The 22133-nt window shown below is 63.9% G+C and carries 22 protein-coding genes and 1 riboswitch; of the genes, 13 read left to right on the plus strand and 9 right to left on the minus strand.

Going from position 1 to position 22133, the window contains the following annotated elements; genetic code table 11:
* Nucleotides 1-262: 262 nt before the first annotated feature.
* From D1012_RS14990 to D1012_RS15020, 7 genes are read left to right on the plus strand one after another with little or no spacing between them, the layout of a single operon-like run.
* Nucleotides 263-1450, plus strand: coding sequence for a M20 metallopeptidase family protein (locus D1012_RS14990; RefSeq protein WP_118153859.1), 1188 nt, complete (start codon nucleotides 263-265; stop codon nucleotides 1448-1450).
* Between the two features lie 35 nt (nucleotides 1451-1485).
* Complete coding sequence (locus D1012_RS14995) at nucleotides 1486-2334, plus strand: transporter substrate-binding domain-containing protein (RefSeq protein ID WP_118153862.1); 849 nt, start codon at nucleotides 1486-1488, stop codon at nucleotides 2332-2334.
* Nucleotide 2335: 1 nt separating this feature from the next.
* Complete coding sequence (locus tag D1012_RS15000) at nucleotides 2336-3058, plus strand: ABC transporter permease (RefSeq protein ID WP_118153865.1); 723 nt, start codon at nucleotides 2336-2338, stop codon at nucleotides 3056-3058.
* Nucleotides 3059-3060: 2 nt separating this feature from the next.
* Nucleotides 3061-3750: an ABC transporter permease gene (locus D1012_RS15005; RefSeq protein WP_118153868.1), complete on the plus strand. Its 690-nt coding sequence runs from the start codon at nucleotides 3061-3063 to the stop codon at nucleotides 3748-3750.
* A complete protein-coding gene (locus D1012_RS15010) occupies nucleotides 3747-4541 on the plus strand; it encodes an ABC transporter ATP-binding protein (RefSeq protein WP_118153871.1) in 795 nt (264 codons plus the stop codon). Before D1012_RS15005 ends, D1012_RS15010 begins: the two co-directional genes overlap by 4 nt.
* Before the next feature lie 14 nt (nucleotides 4542-4555).
* Nucleotides 4556-5209, plus strand: a complete 654-nt coding sequence (locus D1012_RS15015; RefSeq protein WP_118153874.1) for a GntR family transcriptional regulator — start codon at nucleotides 4556-4558, stop codon at nucleotides 5207-5209.
* Nucleotides 5210-5223: 14 nt separating this feature from the next.
* Nucleotides 5224-6129 carry a homocysteine S-methyltransferase family protein gene (locus tag D1012_RS15020; RefSeq protein ID WP_118153877.1) on the plus strand — a complete coding sequence of 302 codons (906 nt, stop codon included), beginning with the start codon at nucleotides 5224-5226 and terminating at the stop codon, nucleotides 6127-6129.
* Between the two features lie 26 nt (nucleotides 6130-6155).
* Here the strand turns inward: D1012_RS15020 and D1012_RS15025 are convergent, their stop codons facing one another.
* The 8 genes from D1012_RS15025 to D1012_RS15060 form a co-directional block, all read right to left on the minus strand.
* Nucleotides 6156-7373, minus strand: a complete 1218-nt coding sequence (locus tag D1012_RS15025; RefSeq protein WP_118153880.1) for a trans-sulfuration enzyme family protein — start codon at nucleotides 7371-7373, stop codon at nucleotides 6156-6158.
* A 114-nt stretch (nucleotides 7374-7487) separates the two neighbouring features.
* Entirely contained in the window at nucleotides 7488-7949 is a 462-nt protein-coding gene (locus D1012_RS15030; protein WP_199489522.1) for an Lrp/AsnC family transcriptional regulator, read from the minus strand.
* A 217-nt stretch (nucleotides 7950-8166) separates the two neighbouring features.
* A complete protein-coding gene (gene secD, locus D1012_RS15035) occupies nucleotides 8167-10794 on the minus strand; it encodes a protein translocase subunit SecD (protein WP_118154090.1) in 2628 nt (875 codons plus the stop codon).
* Between the two features lie 174 nt (nucleotides 10795-10968).
* Nucleotides 10969-11337, minus strand: coding sequence for a hypothetical protein (locus D1012_RS15040; protein WP_147335709.1), 369 nt, complete (start codon nucleotides 11335-11337; stop codon nucleotides 10969-10971).
* Nucleotides 11338-11419: 82 nt separating this feature from the next.
* On the minus strand, nucleotides 11420-12469 hold the full coding sequence (locus D1012_RS15045) for a FecCD family ABC transporter permease (RefSeq protein WP_118153889.1): 1050 nt from the start codon (nucleotides 12467-12469) through the stop codon (nucleotides 11420-11422).
* A gap of 3 nt (nucleotides 12470-12472) precedes the next feature.
* Nucleotides 12473-13375, minus strand: coding sequence for an ABC transporter substrate-binding protein (locus D1012_RS15050; protein WP_233517144.1), 903 nt, complete (start codon nucleotides 13373-13375; stop codon nucleotides 12473-12475).
* A gap of 45 nt (nucleotides 13376-13420) precedes the next feature.
* Nucleotides 13421-14194, minus strand: coding sequence for an ABC transporter ATP-binding protein (locus D1012_RS15055; protein ID WP_118153897.1), 774 nt, complete (start codon nucleotides 14192-14194; stop codon nucleotides 13421-13423).
* Nucleotides 14191-14643 (minus strand): DUF1636 family protein, encoded by a 453-nt coding sequence (locus D1012_RS15060; protein ID WP_118153899.1) that lies wholly within the window; start codon nucleotides 14641-14643, stop codon nucleotides 14191-14193. The genes D1012_RS15055 and D1012_RS15060 overlap by 4 nt, the downstream gene beginning before the upstream one ends.
* A 30-nt stretch (nucleotides 14644-14673) precedes the next feature.
* Nucleotides 14674-14884, minus strand: a riboswitch (cobalamin riboswitch).
* A 172-nt stretch (nucleotides 14885-15056) separates the two neighbouring features.
* Here D1012_RS15060 and D1012_RS15065 point away from each other — a divergent pair.
* The 6 genes from D1012_RS15065 to D1012_RS15090 are packed head-to-tail and all read left to right on the plus strand — an operon-like array spanning nucleotide 15057 to nucleotide 20643.
* Nucleotides 15057-16145, plus strand: a complete 1089-nt coding sequence (locus D1012_RS15065; RefSeq protein ID WP_118153902.1) for a LacI family DNA-binding transcriptional regulator — start codon at nucleotides 15057-15059, stop codon at nucleotides 16143-16145.
* Between the two features lie 4 nt (nucleotides 16146-16149).
* Nucleotides 16150-17145: an ABC transporter substrate-binding protein gene (locus D1012_RS15070; protein WP_118153905.1), complete on the plus strand. Its 996-nt coding sequence runs from the start codon at nucleotides 16150-16152 to the stop codon at nucleotides 17143-17145.
* Nucleotides 17146-17205: 60 nt separating this feature from the next.
* Nucleotides 17206-18009 (plus strand): ABC transporter permease, encoded by an 804-nt coding sequence (locus D1012_RS15075; protein WP_118154093.1) that lies wholly within the window; start codon nucleotides 17206-17208, stop codon nucleotides 18007-18009.
* A gap of 4 nt (nucleotides 18010-18013) precedes the next feature.
* Entirely contained in the window at nucleotides 18014-18799 is a 786-nt protein-coding gene (locus D1012_RS15080) for an ABC transporter permease (RefSeq protein WP_118153908.1), read from the plus strand.
* On the plus strand, nucleotides 18796-19830 hold the full coding sequence (locus tag D1012_RS15085) for an ABC transporter ATP-binding protein (RefSeq protein ID WP_118154096.1): 1035 nt from the start codon (nucleotides 18796-18798) through the stop codon (nucleotides 19828-19830). Before D1012_RS15080 ends, D1012_RS15085 begins: the two co-directional genes overlap by 4 nt.
* Entirely contained in the window at nucleotides 19831-20643 is an 813-nt protein-coding gene (locus tag D1012_RS15090; RefSeq protein ID WP_118153911.1) for a phosphodiesterase, read from the plus strand. It begins immediately after the preceding gene.
* A 300-nt stretch (nucleotides 20644-20943) separates the two neighbouring features.
* Here D1012_RS15090 and D1012_RS15095 read toward each other — a convergent pair whose 3' ends face one another.
* Nucleotides 20944-22086: an alpha-D-ribose 1-methylphosphonate 5-triphosphate diphosphatase gene (locus D1012_RS15095; RefSeq protein ID WP_118153914.1), complete on the minus strand. Its 1143-nt coding sequence runs from the start codon at nucleotides 22084-22086 to the stop codon at nucleotides 20944-20946.
* Between the last annotated feature and the right edge of the window lie 47 nt (nucleotides 22087-22133).

Here is a 22133-nt window from a genome sequence, read left to right on the forward strand (position 1 = left end):
CGCGGGTTCCTTTTCCGCTTCGGTGCCCGGAACACTCCAGCCGCTGGGCTATGCGCGCGGGTTGGCGCGGGCGGGGGTTGCTTCGTGGGCGATGATCTTTGTCCGCACGTGCCCGCACCACAGGCGGATGATCAGCAGATGACAGGAAGTTCCGGGTTTTAGGTCTTTGACCGATTGTCGATCCTTGACAATTCGCCAATAACTCCGGACGTAAAGATGACGCGCGCTGATTGCGCCGCTCCTCTGATCCCGGAACCTGCCCATGACCCACCGTCCCAATGACCCCGCCGCCGAAATCGAGCGCCTTGTCCGCGCGGTGGAGGAGCGGATGATCGCGGTCCGGCGTGATCTGCACGCCCATCCTGAAACCGGGTTTGACACCATCCGCACCGCCGCGATTGTTGCGGGTGAGCTGCGCGGCTTGGGGCTGACACCAAAAACCGGCGTCGGGCGTACCGGGGTTGTGGCCGAGATCACCGGCGGTCGTCCCGGCCCCTGCCTGATCCTGCGCGCCGATATGGACGCGCTGCCGATCCATGAGGAAACCGGGCTGCCCTTTGCCTCGACCATCCCCGGCAAGATGCATGCCTGCGGCCATGATCTGCACACCGCGTCATTGCTTGGGGCTGCGGCCGCGCTGGTGCAGCTGGCCCCGACACTTGCCGGAACGGTGCGGCTGATCTTCCAGCCCGCCGAGGAAACGCAGGACAGCGGGGCCGCCGCCATGGTCGCCGATGGCGCGGCTGACGGGGTGGATATGGCCATCGCCTTTCACAACCGGCCCGAACATCCCGTTGGTCAGATCTCGCTGAACCGGGGGGCGAGCACGGCGTCGAGCGATGAATTCCGGGTGGTGCTGCATGGCAAATCCGGTCATGCCGCGCGCCCGCATGCTGCCATCGACCCGATCATCGGGGCAGCCCATGTCCTGACCCAGCTGCAAACCGTGATCTCGCGTGAGATGGACCCGGCCCTGTCAGCCGTGCTGACGGTCGGCCACATCGAAGGCGGGGCCACGCAGAACATCATCCCCGACAGTTGCATGTTCGAGGGCACGGTCCGGTGCCGGTCGCCCGAGTCGCGCGATCTGGCCGAAGCCGCGTTCCGTCGCATCTGCATGGGGGCCGCCGCCGGGCTGAACCTGCGGGCCGAGGTGGACTATACCCGCGGCGCGCCGCCTCTGATGAATGATGACGCCATGATCACCCGCACCGCCGAAGCGCTGTCGGCACAGTTTGGCGCGCCCACACTGGTTGAACCCGGCAGCAGCTTTGGCGCCGAGGATTTTTCCTATTTCTCGGAACGGGTGCCATCGGTGCAGATCTTCATCGGCTCCGGCCAGCCGGGTCGCGCTGACCGGGTTCACAACTCCAACTACCAGCCTGATGAGGGCTGCATTGCCCAAAGCGCCATCGCGTTGACACGGATGGCAACCGAATTCCTGGCCTGACCCAATTCTGCCCTGACACCTGAAGGAGACCACCGATGACCCTCACCCGCAGCACCTTTCTGCGCGCCGCACTGGCCGCAGCCGTTGCCCTGACCGCAGCCCCCGTGCTGGCGCAGGACAAGAAGCTTGTCTTCGCAACCGAAGGCGCTTTCCCTCCGTTCAACATGACCCGGCCCGATGGCACGCTGTACGGGTTCGAGCTGGATATGCTGGACGAAGTCGCCAAGCGCGCCGGGTTTGAATACGAGGTGATCTCGCAGGCGTGGGATGGCATGATTCAGGGGCTGGTCGATGGCAAATACGATGCCGTGGTCGATTCCGTCACCATCACCGGAAAGCGGCTGGAAGTGGTCGATTTCTCGCTGCCCTACACCACCGGCGGCTCGACCTTTGCGGTGATGAAGGAAAGCGGGTTGGAACTTGACGGCACCGGCACCTTTGTCGACCTGACCGAAGAAGCGCCGACCGAAGCCGCCATCAACGCCATCGCCGAAAAGCTGGCGGGTAAGACCGTCGGCGTGCATGTGGCGACGATTCAGGCCGATTTTCTGGCCACCTATCTGGAACCAAAGGGCGTGACGATCCGCACCTATCCCAATGGGCCTGATGTCTATCAGGATCTGATGAACGGGCGGCTGGATGCGGGTATGGCATCCGTCACCAACATCTCAGCCTTTCTGGAAAAGAACACCGAAACCGCAATGGCGACCGGCCCCTCGTTCAAGGGCGGCGTGATGGGCGCAGGCGCGGCATTCGTGGTCCAGAAGGGCAATGCCGAACTGGCCGACAAGATCAGCGCCGCGCTGAAATCCATGTCCGATGATGGCACGCTGGAGGCCCTGTCGAACCAGTGGTTCGGCATGGTCGTGACGCCAAAGCTCTGACATGGAATTCGGGAAACTCGCGCTTCTGGGCTTTGGCCCCGAAGGCTGGGGTCTGGTGCTGGTCCGCGCCGGGCTGATGACGCTTGCTGTCTCGGTCGCGGCCTTTGTGTTCGGGCTCGGCTTGGGCATATTGATCGCCTGGGCGCGGATCGGCGGCAATGCCGTGCTGCGGCGGCTGGCCGAGGTCTATGTCGTCGTGCTGCGCGGGGTTCCCGATATTCTGGTGATCTATCTGTTCTACTTCGGTGGCCGTCAGGTTGTGACGGCCATCGGCACCGGCCTTGGCTTTGAAGGTCCGTTCGACATTTCGGGCTTTGTCGCCGGGATGCTGGCGATCGGGCTTATTTCGGCTGCGGGCCAGTCCGAGGTGCTGCGCGGGGCCTATCAGGCAGTGCCAAAGGGCATGGTCGAGGCAGGCCGCGTGGTTGGCATGACCCGGCTGACCCTGTTCCGCCGGGTGATTGCGCCGCAGGCCATGACCACGGCCCTGCCCGGCATGGGCAACCAGTGGCAATCGGTGATCAAGGAAACCGCGCTGGTCTCGGTCACCGGGCTGGTCGAGACGATGCGGCAGGTGTCGGTCGCTGCCGGCACGACGCAGGAGCATTTCCTGTTCTACGCCGCAGGCGCAGTGATCTATCTGTGCATCACCACGGTGTCCGATCAGATCTTCCGCTTTGCCGAACGCCGCAGCCTGCGCGGCCATCCGCAAGGGGGGATGTGAGCATGGATTTCACATTTCTGGGCGATATGTTCGCCAGCCTGCTGAAGGGTCTGCCGCTGACCCTGAATTTCTGGGTGCTGTCGCTGCTAGGCGGGGGCACGCTGGCGCTGATCCTCAACCTGATGCGGACCACCCGGATCGGCAATGCGGTGGCTGGGGCCTATGTCTTTGTGTTCCGGGGCACGCCGCTGTTGATCCAGATCTTCATGATTTATTACGGGCTGGCGGGCTTTGGCTTTGTCCGGCAAAGCTTTCTGTGGCCGTTTCTGCGCGAACCCTATTGGTGCGGGCTGCTGGCGCTGATCCTGAACGACGCGGCCTATACCTCGGAAATCCTGCGCGGCGGCTTGCGCGCCGTGCCCAAGGGCGCGGTCGAGGCGGGGCGCGTGTCGGGCATGACCCGGTTTGCCATCCTGCGCCGCATCACGCTGCCGCTGGCCTTCCGTCAGGCGCTGCCCGCTTATTCCAACGAGGTGATCTCGATGCTGAAAGCCACGGCGCTTGTCTCTACCATCACTCTGATGGACATGACCGGCATCGCGCGCGCCGCGATCTCGGAAACCTGGCGCGCGGTGGAAATCCTGCTCTGCGCGGCGGCAATCTATCTGGCAATCTCGCTGCTTGTGACCCGGTTCTCTGCGTGGTTCGAACGGCGGCTTTCGCCTTGGCATTTCGGAAGGACGACACCATGACGGACGCTGTGGAGACCAAAGCTGTGGGACCGGCACTGTCGATCACCGGGCTGCGCAAGACGTTCGGGGCCAATGAGGTGCTGCGCGGCATCGACCTGAGCGCGCGCGACGGCGACGTGATCTCGATGATCGGGGCCTCGGGCTCGGGAAAAAGCACCCTGCTGCGCTGCATCCCGATGCTGGAGATTCCGGATTCGGGCACTGTCACCGTGGGCGAAGACAGCCTGTCGCCGAAAGGCGGCCGCCTGACCCGGGCCGAAGAGGCCACGGCGCGGCGGATGCGCGGCCATCTCGGCTTTGTGTTCCAGAACTTCAACCTGTGGACGCACCGCACCGTTTTGCAAAACGTGATCGAGGCCCCGCTGTTCGTGCAGAACCGCAGCCGGGCCGAGGCGGTGGATGAGGCGACCGCCCTGCTGGAAAAGGTCGGTCTGGCCGAAAAGCGCGACGCCTGGCCCGCGCATCTGTCGGGCGGGCAACAGCAGCGCGTAGCCATTGCGCGGGCTTTGGCACAGCGCCCCCGCGCCATCCTGTTCGACGAGCCGACCTCGGCGCTGGACCCGGAACTGGTGGGCGAGGTGCTCAAGGTGATCCGCAGTCTGGCCGAAGAGGGGCGCACTCTGCTGATCGTGACCCACGAGATGGGGTTTGCGCGCGATGTCTCGTCGCGCGTGGTGCTGCTGCATCAGGGCCAGATCGAGGAAGACGGCACCCCGGAACAGGTCTTTGCCAACCCAAGGTCAGACCGCGCCCGCGCCTTTCTGTCCGGTCATTTCGACCGGACGCGCTAGAGAAAGGGCAAGCCATGCGCCAGCCCATTGAACGCAAAAGCCTTCAGGATCAGGCGACCGACTGGCTGCGCGAGGCGATCGTGCGCGGCGACATGCCCCCGGGCACACTGCTGACCGAACAGGCGCTGACCGAACAGATCGGCACCGGGCGCGGCACCGTGCGCTCGGCCCTGTTCGCGCTGGAAGCGCAGGAGCTGGTCACCCGCACCCCCTATTCCAGCTGGCGCGTGGCGGTGCTCGATGCGCAGGTGATCTGGGAGATCTACACGCTGCGCGCCGCCTTTGAGGGCCTGGCCGCGCGCATTCTGGCCGAACGGCGGGGTGTGCTGGGCTTGGATCAGGTGACCGCCGCCTTTGCCGCGCTGACCGTGGCACAGGATGCCGACACCGGCGCGCGGGTGTCCGCCGATCTGGGGTTTCACGCCAGTTTCGTGCGCCAGACCGGGCATCAGCATCTGATCCGCCGCCATGGCCTGCTGGCCGACAAGATGGAGTGGCTGTACCGCTGGTCGGAAAGCCACTGGCCCTGCCGCAACCCACTGCTGGACGAACATCAGCCGCTGTTCGATGCGCTGACCGGGGGGACCCCCGATCAGGCCGAGCGGGCGGTGCGCGATCACATCGACTATTCCATAACACAGGATGTTGCAGGCTTTCACAGCCTGTGAACGGAAAGGACGACATGACACAGATCACCATCCTTGACGGCGGCATGGGCCGCGAGCTGGAACGTGTGGGCGCGCCGTTCCGTCAGCCCGAATGGTCGGCTCTGGCCCTGATCGATGCCCCCGAGACGGTGGCACAGGTCCATGCGGCCTATGTTCAGGCCGGTGCCGGGGTCATCACCACAAATTCCTATGCGCTGGTGCCGTTCCACATTGGCGAGGCACGGTTCCAGGCCGAGGGCGAACGGCTGGCCGATCTGGCGGGCCGCATGGCGCGGCAGGCAGCGGCGGGCAATCCGGATGTGCGTGTTGCCGGATCGCTGCCGCCGGTGTTCGGATCGTATCAGCCCGAGCTGTTTCAGGCCGATGTCGCGCAGGAATATCTGGCGGTGCTGGTCAAGGGCCTGACCCCGCATGTCGATCTGTGGCTGGCCGAAACCCAGTCCAGTCTGGAAGAGGCCGAGGCCGCCGCCATCGCCACGCGCGCCACCGGCAAGCCGCTGTGGATTTCCTTCACGCTGCGCGATGATGACGGGGCCGAGGCCCTGCCCCGCCCCGAATTGCGCTCTGGCCAGACTGTAACCGAAGCCGCGCATCTGGCCGTGAAGCTCGGGGCCGAAGCGATGCTGTTCAACTGCTCGCGCCCCGAGGTGATGGGGGCCGCGCTGGAGGCCGCCCGCGCCGCCGAACCTAGGCTGCGCCTTGGCGTCTATGCGAACGCCTTCAGCGACTCCCAAGACGATGACGGGGCCGCGAACGAGGTCGTCTCGACCATCCGCGCCGATCTGGACCCGCCGCATTACTGCGGCTGGGCCGAGGGTTGGGCGGCAAAGGGGGCCACCATCATCGGCGGCTGCTGCGGGATCGGCACCGAGCATATCCACCATCTGGCCGGCCATCTGGGTCACTCCGATAAGTCCTGACCCGACAGGGGTTAATCAGACAAGGTTTAACCCGACAGGGCCTGATCCAGATCGCGGATCAGGTCCGCCGCCGCTTCCAGCCCGACCGACAGGCGGAAGATACCGTCGCCCGCAAAGCGGCGGTAATCCTCCAGCCCCTCGCCCGTCAACTTGTAGGTGCCGCCGATCATCTCGGCGGTGTCCAGATAGGTGACGATGCTGCGCTGATGGCCCAGCGAAAAGGCGTAATGCGCCACCCGCAGCCGCGCCGCGAGCTGCCGCGCCATCGCAGGCCCGTCCTTGGTGCGAAAGCCGATCACCCCGCCGGGAAGGTCCATCTGCCGCCGCGCCAGATCATGCTGCGGGTGTGACGGCAGACCGGGCCAGATCACCCGCTCCACCGCCGGATGATCCTCCAGCATCTGTGCCAGCGTGGCCGCGGTCTGGTTGATCTGGGCCATGCGCGGGAACAGCGTGTCGATGCCGCGCAAGATCAGCCAGGCATTCGACGCCGACAGCGCCGCCCCCAGATACACCCCGGCACGCCCGCGCAGCTGCGCGATCAGCGCCTGCGGGCCGCAGACGATGCCGCCCAGCGCATCGCCATGGCCGTTGATGAACTTGGTCAGCGAATGGATCACCAGATCCACCCCCAGCGCCAGCGGACGGGTGGAGACCGGCGTGGCCAGCGTGCTGTCCACCGAAACAAGCGCCCCGGCCTCATGCGCGATCCGGGCGATCTCGGCCAGATCGGTCAGCCGCAGGATCGGGTTGCACGGGCTTTCGCAATGCACCAGCCGGGTGTTGGGCCGCAGCGCCGCGCGCAGATCTTCCGGGCGCGACAGGTTGACCGGCGTGACCTCGATCCCCAGACCGGGCAGGATCACCCGCGCCAGCTCGGCCGCCCCGGCATAGGTGACATCGCTGATGATCAGATGATCCCCCGCCTTCAGCAGGGTCAGGAACACCCCGGCAATGGCCGCCACCCCGGTCGCAAAGGCCAGCGCATCTTCGCCGCCCTCCAACGCCGCCATCCGGGTTTCCAGCGCCCGCACGGTCGGGTTCAGCCAGCGGGCATAGGTATAGGGCTCATCGGCAATATCGCCCAGACCAGCGGCGGAAAACGCCCCTTCTCCGGGGGCCACCAGATGGTTCACCGACATGGAGATATCGGGCTGGATGGAGCGTGTCGCCGGGTTGATCGTCAGCCCGGCATCCAGTGCCAAGGTTTCGGGGCGGGCATCGGGCGGCAAGGGGGGAAACATGGCGGGCACCTTTGGTCAGCGTTTCCGCCAAGGATAGCGGCAGGCGACGCCGCCGGGCCGCAGACTTCCGCCGATCTGCGCGGATTTCCAGCGCGACCTGGATCTTTTGCGCCGTCAATCTTCTCCCATGGGCACATACAGCCCCACCTTCAGCGGCTTGAGCACGACATTGGTGGTGATCCGCCGGATCAGGGGATTGTCGCGCATCATCCGCGCAGTGATCGCATCATAATCCTCGACATCGCGGGCCAAGATCACCGCCACCAGATCGACCGCGCCGGTGACGTAATAGAGCTGCTGAATGGCCTCGGTCCGGTCGGCCCAGGCCTGCAGCTTTTGCAGCACATCGTAATTGTCCCGTTCGACCTCCAGCCCGGCGATAAAACTCATCGCCTGCCCCGCCGCCTTTGGATCGACAACCGCAATCTCGGCGCGGATGATGCCGGCCGCCCGCAAGGCCCGCAAACGGCGCTGCACCGCCGAGGCGGACAGGCCAACCTGATCGGCAATCGCCTCGGCCTTGATCTGGCTGTCGCGTTGCACGATGGCCAGTATCTTGCGGTCAAACTCGTCCAAAACGCCCCTCTCCCGTAGGTTTGAGCGGGCATATTGCATATGCCCTGCCCCGTTGCCACAGGCCACTGCCGGCGACCCGCCCCCCTCAAGGGACGGATCGTACAGCTACTGCGCTTTTGCGCGACACGAAAAGCTCGATGCGGCAGGCATCAGCATCGACGACTTCGAAGACTCCGGGTGTCGGGCGGCACCAACCCGTTCGTTGGTGCCGCCGTTTTTAGGCGTCGATCCTGGCGAACTCGTGGTCAGGTCCGCGTGCCGCCTTGTCCGTCCGGTCAACGCCCAGAAACAGCACGATGTTCTTTGCCACATACAGGGTGGACCAGGTGCCAAGGATCACCCCCAGCAGCATGGCAAACACAAAGCCACGGATAACATCGCCGCCAAAGATCAGCAGCACGATCAGGGCAATCAGCGTCGTCATCGCTGTCATCAGCGTACGGCTCAGCGTCTCATTGGCCGACAGGTTCATCAGATCGCGCAGCGGCGTGGTTCTGAACTTGACCAGGTTCTCGCGCAGCCGGTCAAAGATCACCACCGTGTCATTCACCGAATAGCCCAGAATGGTCAGCAGCGCCGCCACGATGGTCAGGTCGAACTTCAACCCGAACAGCGCAAAGATGCCGACCGTCACCACCACATCATGGATCAGCGCGGCCACCGTTCCCACAGCGAACTGCCACTCAAAGCGCATCCAGACATAAACGAGAATGCCGGCAGCCCCGGCCCCGACTGCCGCGAGCGCCAGCCAGATCAGCTCTGCCGAGACTTTGGGGCCAACCGACTCCACCGCCGTGAATGTCACCGCCGGATCGACCGCCCGAACCGCCGCCTCGACCCGCGCCACGGCCTCGGGCGAAAGCGCCTCTGTGCCCTGCTGAGCTTCGATCCGGATGGTTGCAACATGCTGGTCCGGGCGGAAGCCGGGATCAAACACTTCGGTGATCGACACATCGCCAAGAGACAAATCCGCCAGCGCCGTCCGATACGTGCCGACATCAATGGCTTGGGTCGTCTCTGCGCGAATGGTCGTGCCGCCCTTGAAGTCGATCCCGAAGTTCAGGCCAAGCATCGCGACCACCAGCAGCGACGCCACCACCGCAGCAACCGATGCGCCAAAGGTCAGCCATTGCGCACGGAAAAAGTCGATTGTCGTTGTCTCAGGTGCCAGTCTGATCCAGCCCTTCAGCGCGATGGTCTTGGGCCGTTTCCACCGCAGCCATGTCTCTATGATCAGCCGGGTCACATAAACGGCGGTGAACATCGACGTCAGGATGCCCAACCCCAGGGTGACCGCAAAACCCCGCACCGGGCCGGAGCCTATGGCAAACATGATCAGCGCGGTCAGAAGCCCGGTGATATTGCTGTCCATGATCGCCGACAGCGCCTTTTGGAATCCGATGTCAACGGCGCGGCCCGCCGGGCGGCCCAGACGCAATTCCTCGCGTATCCGCTCAAAGATCAGCACGTTGGCATCGACCGCCATCCCCATGGTCAGCACGATCCCCGCAATGCCGGGCAAGGTCAGCGTGGCCCCCATCACCGAAAGCGCGGCCAGCAACAGCCCCATGTTCAGCGCAAGTGCAAGGTTCGCCATCAGGCCGAAACCGCCATAGCAGGCCACCATGAACAGGGCGACAGCCGCGATCCCGATCACCGCAGCACGCTGCCCGGCGTCAATGCTGTCGGCCCCAAGTTCCGGGCCGATGGTCCGCTCTTCAAGAAAGGTCATCCCCGCCGGCAGCGCGCCCGCCCGCAAGAGAACAGCCAGTTCGGTGGAATCCTCCACCGTGAACTGCCCGGTGATGATGCCGGACCCACCCGGAATATGGCTCTGGATCACCGGGGCCGAAATCACCTCGCCATCCAGCACGATGGCAAACGGCTGGCCGATGTTGGCAGCGGTGTAATCGCCAAAAACACGCGCCCCCGCAGGATCAAAGCGAAAGCTCACCGCCGGGCGGTTGTTCTGGTCAAAGGCGGGCTGTGCATCGACCAGATTTTCGCCGCTGACCACCGGGCTGCGGTCCAGCACGTAGAACACTCCCGGATCATCCGCCGCAGGCAGAACCAGATCACCCGGCCTGCCCCCTTGCGCAGTTTCCGCCCGGCCCAGAACCGGATGAAAGGTCAGCTGTGCCGTCGTTCCGATCAGGGATTTCAGCTCGGCAGCAGACCCGATGCCCGGCACCTGAATCAGAATGCGGTCGTCGCCCTGACGCATGATTGTCGGCTCACGGGTGCCAACCTCATCCACCCGGCGGCGGATGATTTCCAGCGATTGCTGCAGCGTGCGTTCGTCTGAGGCCTTTTGCTCTGCGGCGGAAAGGGTGACGACAAGCGTATCCCCCTCGGCCCGCACCTCGATGTCATTCTGACCGATCCCCGTGATCGACACGACCGGCGTGGCAAGCGCCCGCACCGCCTCCAGCGCGGCGGGCATGCCCTCCGGATTGCCAAGCGTCACGCGCAGCGTGCCTTGTGCAGTTTCCTGACGCCGGATGCTGCCAACCTGATCGCGCAGATCACGCAAGCGGTCGCGCACCTGCGGCCACAGCCCCTCCATCCGCGCGGCATGCACATCCTCGACATGAACTTCGGCCAGAAGATGCGCCCCGCCCCGCAGATCAAGCCCAAGGCTGACAAGGCTGGAGGGCAGCCATGTGGGCCAGCCCGCCAGATCCGCCGCTGTCCCGGCTGACAAGCTGCCGGTTTGGGTCAGAACGGCTGCGGCATCATTGTGGCGCTCGACCTGCGGGTAAAAGGCATTCGGCAGGGCAAAGACGACGCCCCAGAGACAGACACCCCAGATAAAGAGGCGTTTCCAGAAATGAGTGTTTGACATGACCTGTCCTTGAACCGGCATCCCCCGGCCTGTGGCGGGGCGGGAGCCGGAAACGATGTGACCTTGAAATCACCACACGCAGCCTTGCCCGACACCTGTGGCGTCCGGGCAGCGTCTTTATGGGGTGGCTGTGATTTGGCCTGCACGCGCAGCACAAACCAACGGTATCAGCGTTCAGATCACAGGCGGCGCACGCGGTTCCGGTCGTGTGTGCAGGCACAGGCCGCGCGGGGCATCAGCCCCACACCGGGAAAAATGGCTATAGATACCCGAAGCACCGCGGTACGTCTCGGCCAGCAGCGCCACAAAGTCCGGGTCGCCGCCATACCGGAGCTCGGGGCTCCGGTGGATCTTGCCCGCAGCCGATACCGTGGCGACATGCTCTGCGGCCTGCACTGCGGCCAAACTGGCCGATGCGGACTGCGTCGGGATATTCGCCAGTTGTGGCTGAGCCCCAATCCACACCAGACACAGCGACAGGCCCACCATCCAGGCAAAGAATGCCTGGCGAAACTTTGGGGATTGGGGCGCAAGCCGGTTCATCCGGCCCATGTCGCATTTATCGCATGCCGAGACAATTGGCCAAATGTCAGCCCTGCGCCAATGCCGTCCGGCAAACCGCCGCCTATCTGCGCCGCGTCATCATCCAGATAAAGAACACCCCGCCGATCAACCCGGTGACGACACCGATGGGCATGTCTTCGGGGGCCATTACCACGCGGGCGGCAGCATCGGCCCAGATCAGGAACACCGCCCCCGCCAGCGCTGATCCGGGCAGCACGCGGGCGTTGTCCCCCCCGGCCACCAGCCGCACCAGATGCGGCATCATCAGCCCGACAAAGCCGATCAGCCCGGAAAAGGCCACCATGACCCCGGTGATCAGCGCGGCCATGACAAAGACGGTCAACCGGAACCGGCCAACCTCGATCCCTAGGCTGGCGGCGGTTTCATCGCCAAGGCTCATCGCGTTCAACCGCCCTGCCTGCGCCCAAAGCCACAGGCCACAGGGGATCAGCACGGCCAGTGGCCACAAAAGATGGCTCCACTGTGCAAGGCCCAGCCCGCCCAGCATCCAGAAAACCACCGTATGGGTGGCGCGCGGATCGCCCAGAAAGATCAGGATGTTTGCACATGCCATGATCACAAAGCTGACAGCCACCCCCGCCAGCACCAGACGGTCGGCACTGCTGGCCCCTGCCAGTTGCGCGACGCCCAGCACCAGCACCGTGGCCCCCAACGCCCCGCCAAAGGCCATCAGCGGCACGGTCAAAAGACCCAGGAACAGCCCGGTATGCATCAATGCCGCAATGGCCCCGAAAGCCCCGCCCGAAGAGATACCCAGCAGATGCGGATCGGCCAGCGGGTTGCGCGTGACGGCTTGCAACGCAGCCCCCACAAGTCCCAGCCCTGCCCCCACCAACCCGGCCAGCACCACACGGGGAAAGCGGATTTCCCAGACGATGTTGGCCCGGCCCGCATTCCAGTCCGGGGTCACAAGTCCCGGCAGGACACGATCCAGCGCCACGCCCCAGACCGTGCTGAGGGGGATCGCCACCGCCCCCACCGACACAGCCACGATGATCGAGACCAGCAGCAACAGCGCTGCCAGAACGGCAATGCCGGTTCCGGTCCCGACCCGGCGCGCGACGGAGGGATGGGCGGTGGCGTCAACCATGGCTCAGTTGCCCCAGAAACCGGCGACCAGCTTTTCCACGGCATTGATATTGCGCGGACCGGGCGTTGCCTCGACATATTCCAGCACGACAAAACGGTCGTTCTTTACCGCGTCGATGCTGGCAAAGGCGGGGCTTTCCTTCATAAAGGCAATCTTCTGCTCGGCGGTCACATCGCCGTAGTTGACGATCACCACCACCTCGGGGTTGCGCTCTACCACCGGCTCCCAGCCGATTTCAGCCCAGCTCTTTTCCAGATCATTCATGATGTTGGTGCCCCCCGCCGCTTCGATCAGCGCGGTCGGCATCGCATAGGCCCCGGCCGTAAAGGGCGCCTCTTCGCCGCTGTCATAGACGAAAACACGCAAGGGGGCCGAGCGGTCCACACCCGCCGTCGCCCCGGCCAGACGCTCTTTCCAGCCTGCCACCAGCTCTGCGGCTTTGGCCTCGACGCCAAAGATTATTCCAAGGTTCAGGATGTCATTATACATGTCATCCATGCTGGACTTGGCCTTTGGGCCGATGTGGATGCAGCTTTCGGTCAGCTCATAAGTCTGAATGCCGAACGGTTCCAGCGTGTCGGGCGTGACCTCGCCGCCGACTTTCATGCCGTAGTTCCAGCCCGCAAAGAAAAAGTCAGGCTCGGCCCCGGCCATCACTTCCTTGGTGGGGTATCTGGCCGCAAGTTCCGGCAGTTCGGCGACACCTGCACGCATCTCGGCATCCAGCGTCTTCCAGCCGGAGATGCCGGTGTAGCCGATCATGCTGTCGCGCAGGCCCAGAACCAGCATCATCTCGGTCAGGTTCACATCATGCGAGATGGCGCGGGTGGGAGCGGCGTCAAAGGTCACCTCACGGTCACAGCTTTTAACCGTAACCGGAAAGGCGGCAGCGGTGGTCGCAGACATCAGCAAGGCAAAAAGGGAAAGGCGGATCATGTTTGGTCCTGTTTGTCAGAGATGAAAGGAAAAGCGGGGGGTTGGCCCTGTCCGGTCGATGCGCGCCTTGACGTGAAAGGCATCGGCAAGCGTGGCCTCGGTCAACGCCTGACCGGGTGTGCCGTCGGCGAGGATTCGTCCCTCGCGCAGGATCAGCACACGGGTTGCAAATTCGGCGGCAAGGGTCAGGTCATGCAGCGTGGCAATCACGGTCAGGCCAAGCCCCTTGAGCAGCGCCAGCAGTTCCAGCTGGTGGCGGATGTCGAGGTGGTTGGTGGGTTCATCAAGCACGATCACCCGCGGCTGTTGCGCCAGCGCGCGGGCGACCATCACCCGCTGGCGTTCACCGCCTGACAACGTGCCAAAGGCGCGGTCGGCCATGCCGGTCAGATCCATGCGCTGAATGGCAGCCGCGATGATCGCGGCATCCTCATCGCCAGAGGCAAACAGACCGGCGCCCCACCCTTTGCGATGCGGCAGACGGCCAAGCGCCACAATCTGCCGGGCGGTCAGCGCAAAATCGGTGGGCTGCTCCTGTAAGACAGCGGCAAGGTGGCGCGCCGCCTCGGGCGCGCCCATCAGCCAGATGTCTTTGCCCATCAGCCGCACTGTCCCTTTGCGCGGGGCCTGATGGCGATAGATCAGCCGCAACAGCGAGGATTTGCCCGCCCCGTTCGCCCCGCAGATCGCCATGATCTGTCCTTGCGGCACGGCAAAGCTGATGTCGGACAGAATGTCAGCCTGCCCCTTTGGCCCCCAGCAAACCCCGCTCAGTTCAACAGCGGTCACTGGATCGCCCCTTTGCGGGTGACAATCATCGCTGCCGGAATCCGGGCAAGCGTGTTGTCGCACAGGCGCGGCGGACAATCGCGGCCAGCCATCCAGCCGTCGTCAAGCGCGGCATAAAGGCGCGCGAATTCAACAAGGTCGTCAATCGGCTGTGCCGGGTCAATGTCGCCGAACAGCCAGGTCGCCTTGGAATTTGCCCGCCAGCCCACCACGCAAGGACCACCATGATCCGGCACACAGCCAGCAAGACAGGCCGTGCCAGACACTTCAAAATCATCGGAGAGACCTGCCGCTGCAATCGCCGTGCGCAGCTTTTTCAGCAAGGCAAAGCCGGGCTCGCAGCTGCTGCCTGTGTGTTTGCAGGCCTTGCAGACCAGTATCTGATGCGGCGCGGATTGCGCCACGGAATAAGAGGGCGTGGCCACTGGCCGCCGCGGTTTATCGTCCATCGAAGACTCCTTCCGGGGCACCCCGCCCGGTGGTTACTGACTTCGATGGCAGGTCTCCTGACTCGCGGGTCCGGGCTTGCCCCGCCTTCCCAGCCTTTCGGCCAGTGGCACCGGGGGTCGCTCACCGCTTACAGTTGCGGGGGCAGTCACGGAATTGGCGGCTTTTGCCTACACCACACCGTATTCCCTTTTCACCCGGCCGCACGTGGTTTGGCCGGGAACCATCCCGCACAGGTTTGCCGCCACAAGCCTGCCGGGTCAATCCACTTTCCGCGCCAACCCCACATGGCCCACAGCTGTTTCGCAGAAATAGCGGCGGCGGATCAGGCGTTCCCAGAATTCTCTTGAGCGCTGTCATAATCTTGTGCAGATTCGCATATTAAGTTGTGGAAACGTTTCCAGTGGCGCTATCAATGAGCAAAACAACCAACATCACCATCAAGGACGTGGCGCAAAGCGCCGGCTGCGGTGTGGCGACGGCAAGCCGTGTGCTGAACAATTCCGGCCCGGCCAGCGCCGATGTCCGCGAACGTGTCGAGCGGGCCGCGCGCGAACTGGGGTTCAGCTTTTCGGCCATCGGTCGCGCGCTGCAAAGCCGCCGCTCCATGACGGTGGGGTGTCTGGTGCCGTCGCTGGCCAATCCGGTGTTCGCCGAGGCAGTGCAAGGGGTGCAGGCTGTATTGCTGGGGTCAGGCTATCAGATGCTGATTTCCTGCTCGAACTACGACGCGGCGGCAGACGATGCGGCGATTGAGATGCTGTTGGCGAAGAAAACCGATGCGCTGGTGACCACGATGGTGGACCCTGACCGCAGCCCGGCGCTGCGACTGGCGAAAAAGCGGGGCATTCCGATATCGCTGATGTTTCACGACCCGCTGGATGGGTTCATCACCTCTTATGTGGACAACTTCGAAGCGGCCAAAGAGGTGGCCCGTCAGTTTGCGGGTCTTGGCCATCGGCGCACCGGATTTCTCGCCTTGCGGTTTTCGACATCTGACCGGTCGCGCAACCGCTATGCGGGTTTCCATTCCGAATGTCGGACCCGCGGCTTGCCGGACCCTGTGCTGATCGAGATTGGCGAGGCAGAGGCCAACCAGCCGGATCTTCTTGCGGCGATTCTGGCACAGCACCCTGCCCTGACAGCCATCTTCGCCTCGAACGACTTTCTGGCGATTGCTGTGCAAAAGGCCGCCCGGTTGTTGGGCTGGCGGGTGCCGCAGGATCTGTCGGTCGTGGGATTTGACGGGATCGAGATTGGCCGGTTGCTGGAAAAACCCCTGGCCACGATCGAAACCTCTCCCGAGGCAATGGGCCGTCAGGCCGCAAGCTCATTGCTGACCATGCTGCAAGGGGGGGACACCGTTCAGCTTCCCGCCTTGCCTTTCGCTTTCCGGGCCGGGGCCACGCTGGCCCTGCCAAACCCGGAAAACGGTGACGACGGCCGGGGTGCCACCCGACCGTCGCCTGATCTCCCTGCCGAACCTCACGCTCAACAAGGATGAACCGATGAAACATACTGTTCTTGCCGTGCTTTTCGCAACGGCCATTGCCGCTCCCGCCGCTGCCGAAGATGCAATCTGCTACAACTGCCCGCCCGAATGGGCGGATTGGGCCTCGATGCTCCGGGCGCTTGATGAAAAAGTCGGCATCAAGATGCCGCATGACAACAAGAACTCGGGTCAGGCGCTCAGCCAGATGATCGCCGAAAAAGCCTCGCCGGTGGCCGATGTGGCCTATTACGGCGTGACCACCGGCATCGCCGCGATCCCTGCAGGTGTCGTGCAGCCCTACAAGCCAGCCGGGTTCGATGACATCCCCGAAGGTCTGAAAGACCCGGAGGGCAACTGGTTTGCCGTGCATTACGGCACGCTGGGCCTGTTCGTGAACGTCGACGCGCTGGCTGGTGCGCCCGTGCCACAATGCTGGGCTGACCTGACCAAGCCGGAATACCGGGGCATGGTCGGCTATCTGGACCCGGCCTCGGCCTTTGTCGGCTATGCCGGTGCGGTTGCCGTCAACCACGCCTTCGGCGGCGATCTGACCAATTTTGACCCGGCAATCAAGTATTTCAACGACCTGGCCGCCAATAGCCCGATCGTGCCAAAGCAGACCTCGTTTGCCCGTGTCGTGTCGGGTGAAATTCCGATCCTTTTTGATTACGATTTCAACGCCTACCGCGCCAAATACAATGAAACCGGCGCGTTCGAATTCGTGCTGCCCTGCGAAGGTACGATCCGCGTTCCCTACGTCATGAGCCTTGTCGCTGGCGCGCCGAATGCCGAAGCCGGCAAAAAGGCGCTAGACTTCATCCTGTCGGATGAAGGTCAGGCGATCTGGACCAACGCCTATCTCAAGCCCGCCCGCCCGGTGGCACTGCCAGCCGAAGTGGCCGCACGGTTCCTGCCGGATGCCGATTACGAGCGTGCGATCGCGGTCGACTATAGCGCCATGGCTGCCGCTCAGAAAGGCTTTGGCGAGCGCTATCTGGCCGAGGTGAAGTAACCGGTCCGGGCAGGGTCTTTGCGCCCTGCCCGCCTTCTGCCCGTCAAAAAGGAACGCTGCATGTCATCCCGACTATTCGTCGCCCTGTGCCTTGTGCCATTGGCCGTCTTTGCGCTGACCTTTCTGGCGCTGCCCATCGTGCGGCTGATCCTGTCCTCGGGCGAGGGCGAGGCGGGTTGGGGCATCTATCTGCAAATCCTGCAGACACCACGCTATCTGACGACGCTGGTACAAACGGTGCTGGTCTCGCTGGCCGTCACCGCTGCTGCCTTGGCGGTGTCCACCACGGCGGGGGTGTTCTTGACCCGCAACCATTTTCGCGGCCGAAGCGTCTTGCTGTCCATCCTGACCTTGCCCCTCGCCTTTCCCGGCGTTGTCGTGGGGTTCATGATCATCTTGCTGGGCGGGCGGCAGGGGCTGTTCAACACGCTCCTGCCCGGTCATGTGGTGTTTGCCTATTCGATCTTCGGGCTGTTCCTTGGCTATCTCTATTTCTCGATCCCGCGTGTTCTCTTGACCGTCATGGCAGCGGCGGAAAAGATCGACCCCGCGCTGGAAGAAGCCGCCCGCACGCTGGGCGCGCCCCAGCATCGGGTGGTGCTGGATGTGCTGTTGCCTGCACTGGCCCCGGCACTGATCGCGGCGGGGGCAATTGCCTTTGCCACTGCGATGGGGGCCTTTGGCACCGCCTTTACGCTGGCCACCAACATTGATGTGCTGCCGATGGTGATCTACACCGAATTCACGCTGTCGGCGAATATCGCCATGGCCGCAGCGCTGTCGGTCTGCCTTGGCCTTGTGACATGGGTGATCCTGTTCGTCGCCCGGATGTTTTCAGGCACCACCGTCGCGGCGGGGGGCTGAGACAATGCGGATAGGAAAAGCGCTGCAACTGGCCGTCACCCTGCTGGCCGCCGCGTTTTTGCTGGTTCCGACGATCCAGTCGGTGCTGGCGGGGCTGACCGTGAACTACTTTCAGGGGCTGAAATCCGGCCTGACGCTGAAATGGGTCATCGAAGTCTGGGCGCTTTACTCAGGTTCGATCTTTCTGTCGCTGGGCATTGCGCTGGCCTGTCTGGTGATGACGCTGCTGATCGGGGTGCCCGCCGCCTATGCCATGGCGCGCAATCCGGGCCGCCTGACGCGGGCGCTGGAGGAATTCATCTCGCTGCCACTGGCCATTCCCGGCCTTGCGCTTGCTCTGGCGCTTTTGCAGCTTTACGGCAGCTACAAGGGCTTCCGGCTCAGTTGGACCTTCATTCTGGTCGGCCATGTGCTTTACACCCTGCCCTTCATGGTGCGTGCGGTCATGTCGGTTCTGGCTGCCATTGACCTCAAAACGCTGGAGGAAGGCGCCGCCAGCCTTGGGGCTGGCCCGGCACGGCGGTTCGTCGACATTGTGATCCCCAACGCGCTGCCGGGCATTCTGGCAGGGGCGCTGACCGTCGTCACCCTGTCGATCGGCGAGTTCAACCTGACCTGGATGCTGCACACCCCCTATCTGAAGACCCTGCCGGTGGGACTGGCGGACAGCTACGCCTCGATGCGGCTGGAAATTGCATCGGCCTACACCCTGATCTTCTTTGTGATGATCGTCCCGCTGCTTCTGGCCATGCAATGGGCCAGCGCCCGTGCGCAAAGGATAACCCGATGACCCTGACGCTTCGCAACATCGCCAAGACCTTTCCCGGCGGCACCCGTGCCCTGCTGCCCACCGATCTGGATATAGCAGAAGGCGAGATCGTGTCGCTTCTGGGCCCGTCAGGCTGTGGCAAGACCACGCTATTGCGGATCATTGCAGGGCTGGAAACCGCAGATGCTGGGGCGTCGATCCGGTTCAAGGACGACGATATGACCCATCAGCCGGTCGAACGGCGCAAAGTGGGAATGGTGTTTCAGTCCTATGCGCTGTTTCCCAACATGTCGGTGCGGGGCAACATCGGCTACGGGCTTAAGATGCAGCGCCTGCCCCGCGCGGCGATTGACGCGCGGGTGGACGAGGTGATCGCCCTGTGCCGGCTGGAACCCTATGCCGGGCGCACGATCACTGCGCTGTCGGGCGGCCAACGCCAGCGGGTTGCGCTGGCCCGTGCCTTTGCCCCCCGCCCGCGCCTGCTTTTGCTGGATGAACCGCTTTCGGCACTGGACGCCGCCCTGCGCGGTACCTTGCGCGATGAACTGGCAGCGCTGCTGCGCCAGTTCGGCATCACCGCCATCTTTGTGACCCACGATCAGGACGAGGCGATGGCGATTGCCGACCGCGTGGCGGTGATGAGCCAGGGTCGTGTGGCCCAGATCGGCACGCCCGAGGCGCTGTATCGCGCGCCGGAAACCGCCTTTGTCGCGCGGTTTGTCGGCAATTCGATGCCGCTGGGAGGCAAGATTGACGGCGGCACCCTGCACCTGCCTGGCGGAGACCTGACGCTGAACGCCACCGCCACTGGAAAAGCCGCCTTTGTGCGCGCCGAAGATGTGAAGATCACCGCCGACGGCCCCCTGACCGCGCGGGTGGAAACCGTCACCTTTCTGGGCACGCATTACCGGATTGCCCTGTCCGGCGCGACCGATGCCCCCCTGTTTTGCCTGCACCAGGGCCTGACAGCGCCCAAACCGGGCGAAACCGTGCGCGTGACCATCGCACCACACGCCATCCTCACCCTTGAACCCGAGAAAGCCGCAGCCTGAATGCCCGCATTTATCCAGATCAGTGACCCCCATATTGTCGCCAAAGGCGATCTTGTCTGCGGCCATTCAGATACCGCCACGGCGCTGCGCCGCGCGGTGGCCTCGATCAACGAACGCCTGCCAGAGCTTGGCCCGATTGATTGCGCCATCGTCACCGGCGATCTGACAGATCACGGAACCGACGAGGAATATGCCCATTTCAAAGAAATAATGGCCGATCTGCACCTGCCCTGGCAGGCCATTCCCGGCAATCACGACAGCCATGACGGCATGCGCCGGGCGTTTTCCACAGAGCATTGGATGCCCGCCGCAGGCCCGATCCAGTGGCTACGCGATTTTGGACCCTTTGCGCTGATCGGTCTGGATACCTTGATGGACGGCGCGCATCACGGATGGCTGGCCGACGAAGGCTTTGCCTTTCTTGATCAAACGCTGGCCGGTCTTGACGGACAGCCGGTGATCGTGGCGACCCATCATCCGTGGCTTCCCTCGGGGATACCGGCCATGGATGCCGACAATCTGAGAAACGGGGCAACCTTGCTGCAGCGGTTGCAAGGCTATCGCGGAACAGCGAAAATGATCTCCGGACATGTTCACCGCGCCATTACCGGACAAATCGGCACGGTCAGTTGCCTGATTTCCCCTTCGACAGCCCATGCGGTACACCGCGATCCGCACCCGGACGCGGTGCATTCACTGGCCCTGGAGCCGGGCGGCGTGACATTGCACCTCTGGCTCGACACGCCGCTGCAGGGGTTCATTTCTGACGTCCTGCCCATCACACCCAAGCCAGAGGTGTGGCCGTTCGGCTGAATGCTGTCTGCATCATGCGCCAGACGGAATGTCCGCCTGACACACGCAGAAATTCCGCTACTGTTCACCGGGAAAAAGCTGCCGGTCTGGCAAAAGCGCATAAAAGGCGCGCATCTCCGGTGCATCTGACCCATGCGCAGCAGAGCGTTGCTTCATGCTCTGCTGTCGCCGATGACAACGACCCCAATGGCGGGCTTTGCGCCATAACCGCCCGTCGCCCGCGCCAGATGTGTCGGCAGGTGGTCTCGCGGGCCGCTTTGGCTGCCATCCCCCTTGACCGCCAAAGATCGGGAGAGCCCGTCAGCCGACCCGCCGTCCCTGAACCCAGGTGCCCCGCAGCGCCGCAGCGCCAGCCACCCGCGCCACGCGGATCACATCGCCGCGCGCGCCCATATCCAGATGGCCCCGGTCGGTCAGACCCGCAGCCCGGCCCGGTGCCTGGGTGACAGTGCGCACCCCCCGCGCCACGTCGCCCCACAGGTCACCAAGCATCAGCGCCGCCGACAGAAGGGCCGAGGGCACATAGTCGGAAGACACGATGTCCAGCAGATCAGCCTCGGCCAGTTTGTGCGCCGCGACATTGCCGGAATGCGATCCGCCCCGGATCAGGTTCGGCGCGCCCATCATCACCAGCGTACCGTGGTCGCGGCAGGCACGGGCGGCCTCGATCGTGGTGGGGAATTCCGCAAAATGCGCGCCGTGGCGGGCAGATATCGCCACCTGTTCGGCGGTAGTGTCATCATGGCTGGCCAGCACCGCGCCAAACCGGCGGGACTCGGACACGGCGGCGGCCTCATGTGCAGTGCCAAGCCGTGCCGACAGGGCCACCTGATCAGCGACATGGGATTCGAACTCGGCTTCCGACAGGCCATGCTTGCCGCAAACGTAGGCGCGCAGTTGCGTCAGGTCGCGGAACTGTCGTTGGCCGGGGGTGTGGTCCATCAGCGACACGATGCCGATACGGTCGTCGGGGCCGAATTTGGCCAGTTCTTCGATCAGGGTTTCGGAACACACTTCAGCCCGCAAATGGAGAAAGTGGCTGATGCGCAGGGCTCCCTTGGCCCGCAAGTCCAGAATTTCATCGGCCAGTTTCCGGGCATATTCACCGTAATTGGCCTTTTTGTTCGACACAACCGAGCCGACGCGCAGCGCGTCAAACACCGTGGTAATCCCGACCGACGCCAGTTCCCCGTCATGTGCGATGATGGCGCTGGCATGGGGCCAGTTCACGCGCGGGCGCGGTTCGATATGACGCTCAAGATTGTCGGTATGGAGCTCGATCAATCCCGGCATCACCAGATCGCCCTCGCAATCAATCGCCCCCGCCGGGACTGTGGCCCCAGAATCAATCGCCGTGATATGGCCGTTCTCGATGCGGATCGCGCCGTGAATCACCTCGGTCGGCAGGACAAGTTTGGCATTGGCAAGGGTTGTCTCGGTCATCTTCTGGCTTTCCGGTTGACGGGGTCGGCGTGACTGGGGTGGGCTTG

It is taken from the genome of Pseudotabrizicola alkalilacus (assembly GCF_003443995.1).
In the GTDB taxonomy this organism is placed as follows: domain Bacteria; phylum Pseudomonadota; class Alphaproteobacteria; order Rhodobacterales; family Rhodobacteraceae; genus Pseudotabrizicola; species Pseudotabrizicola alkalilacus.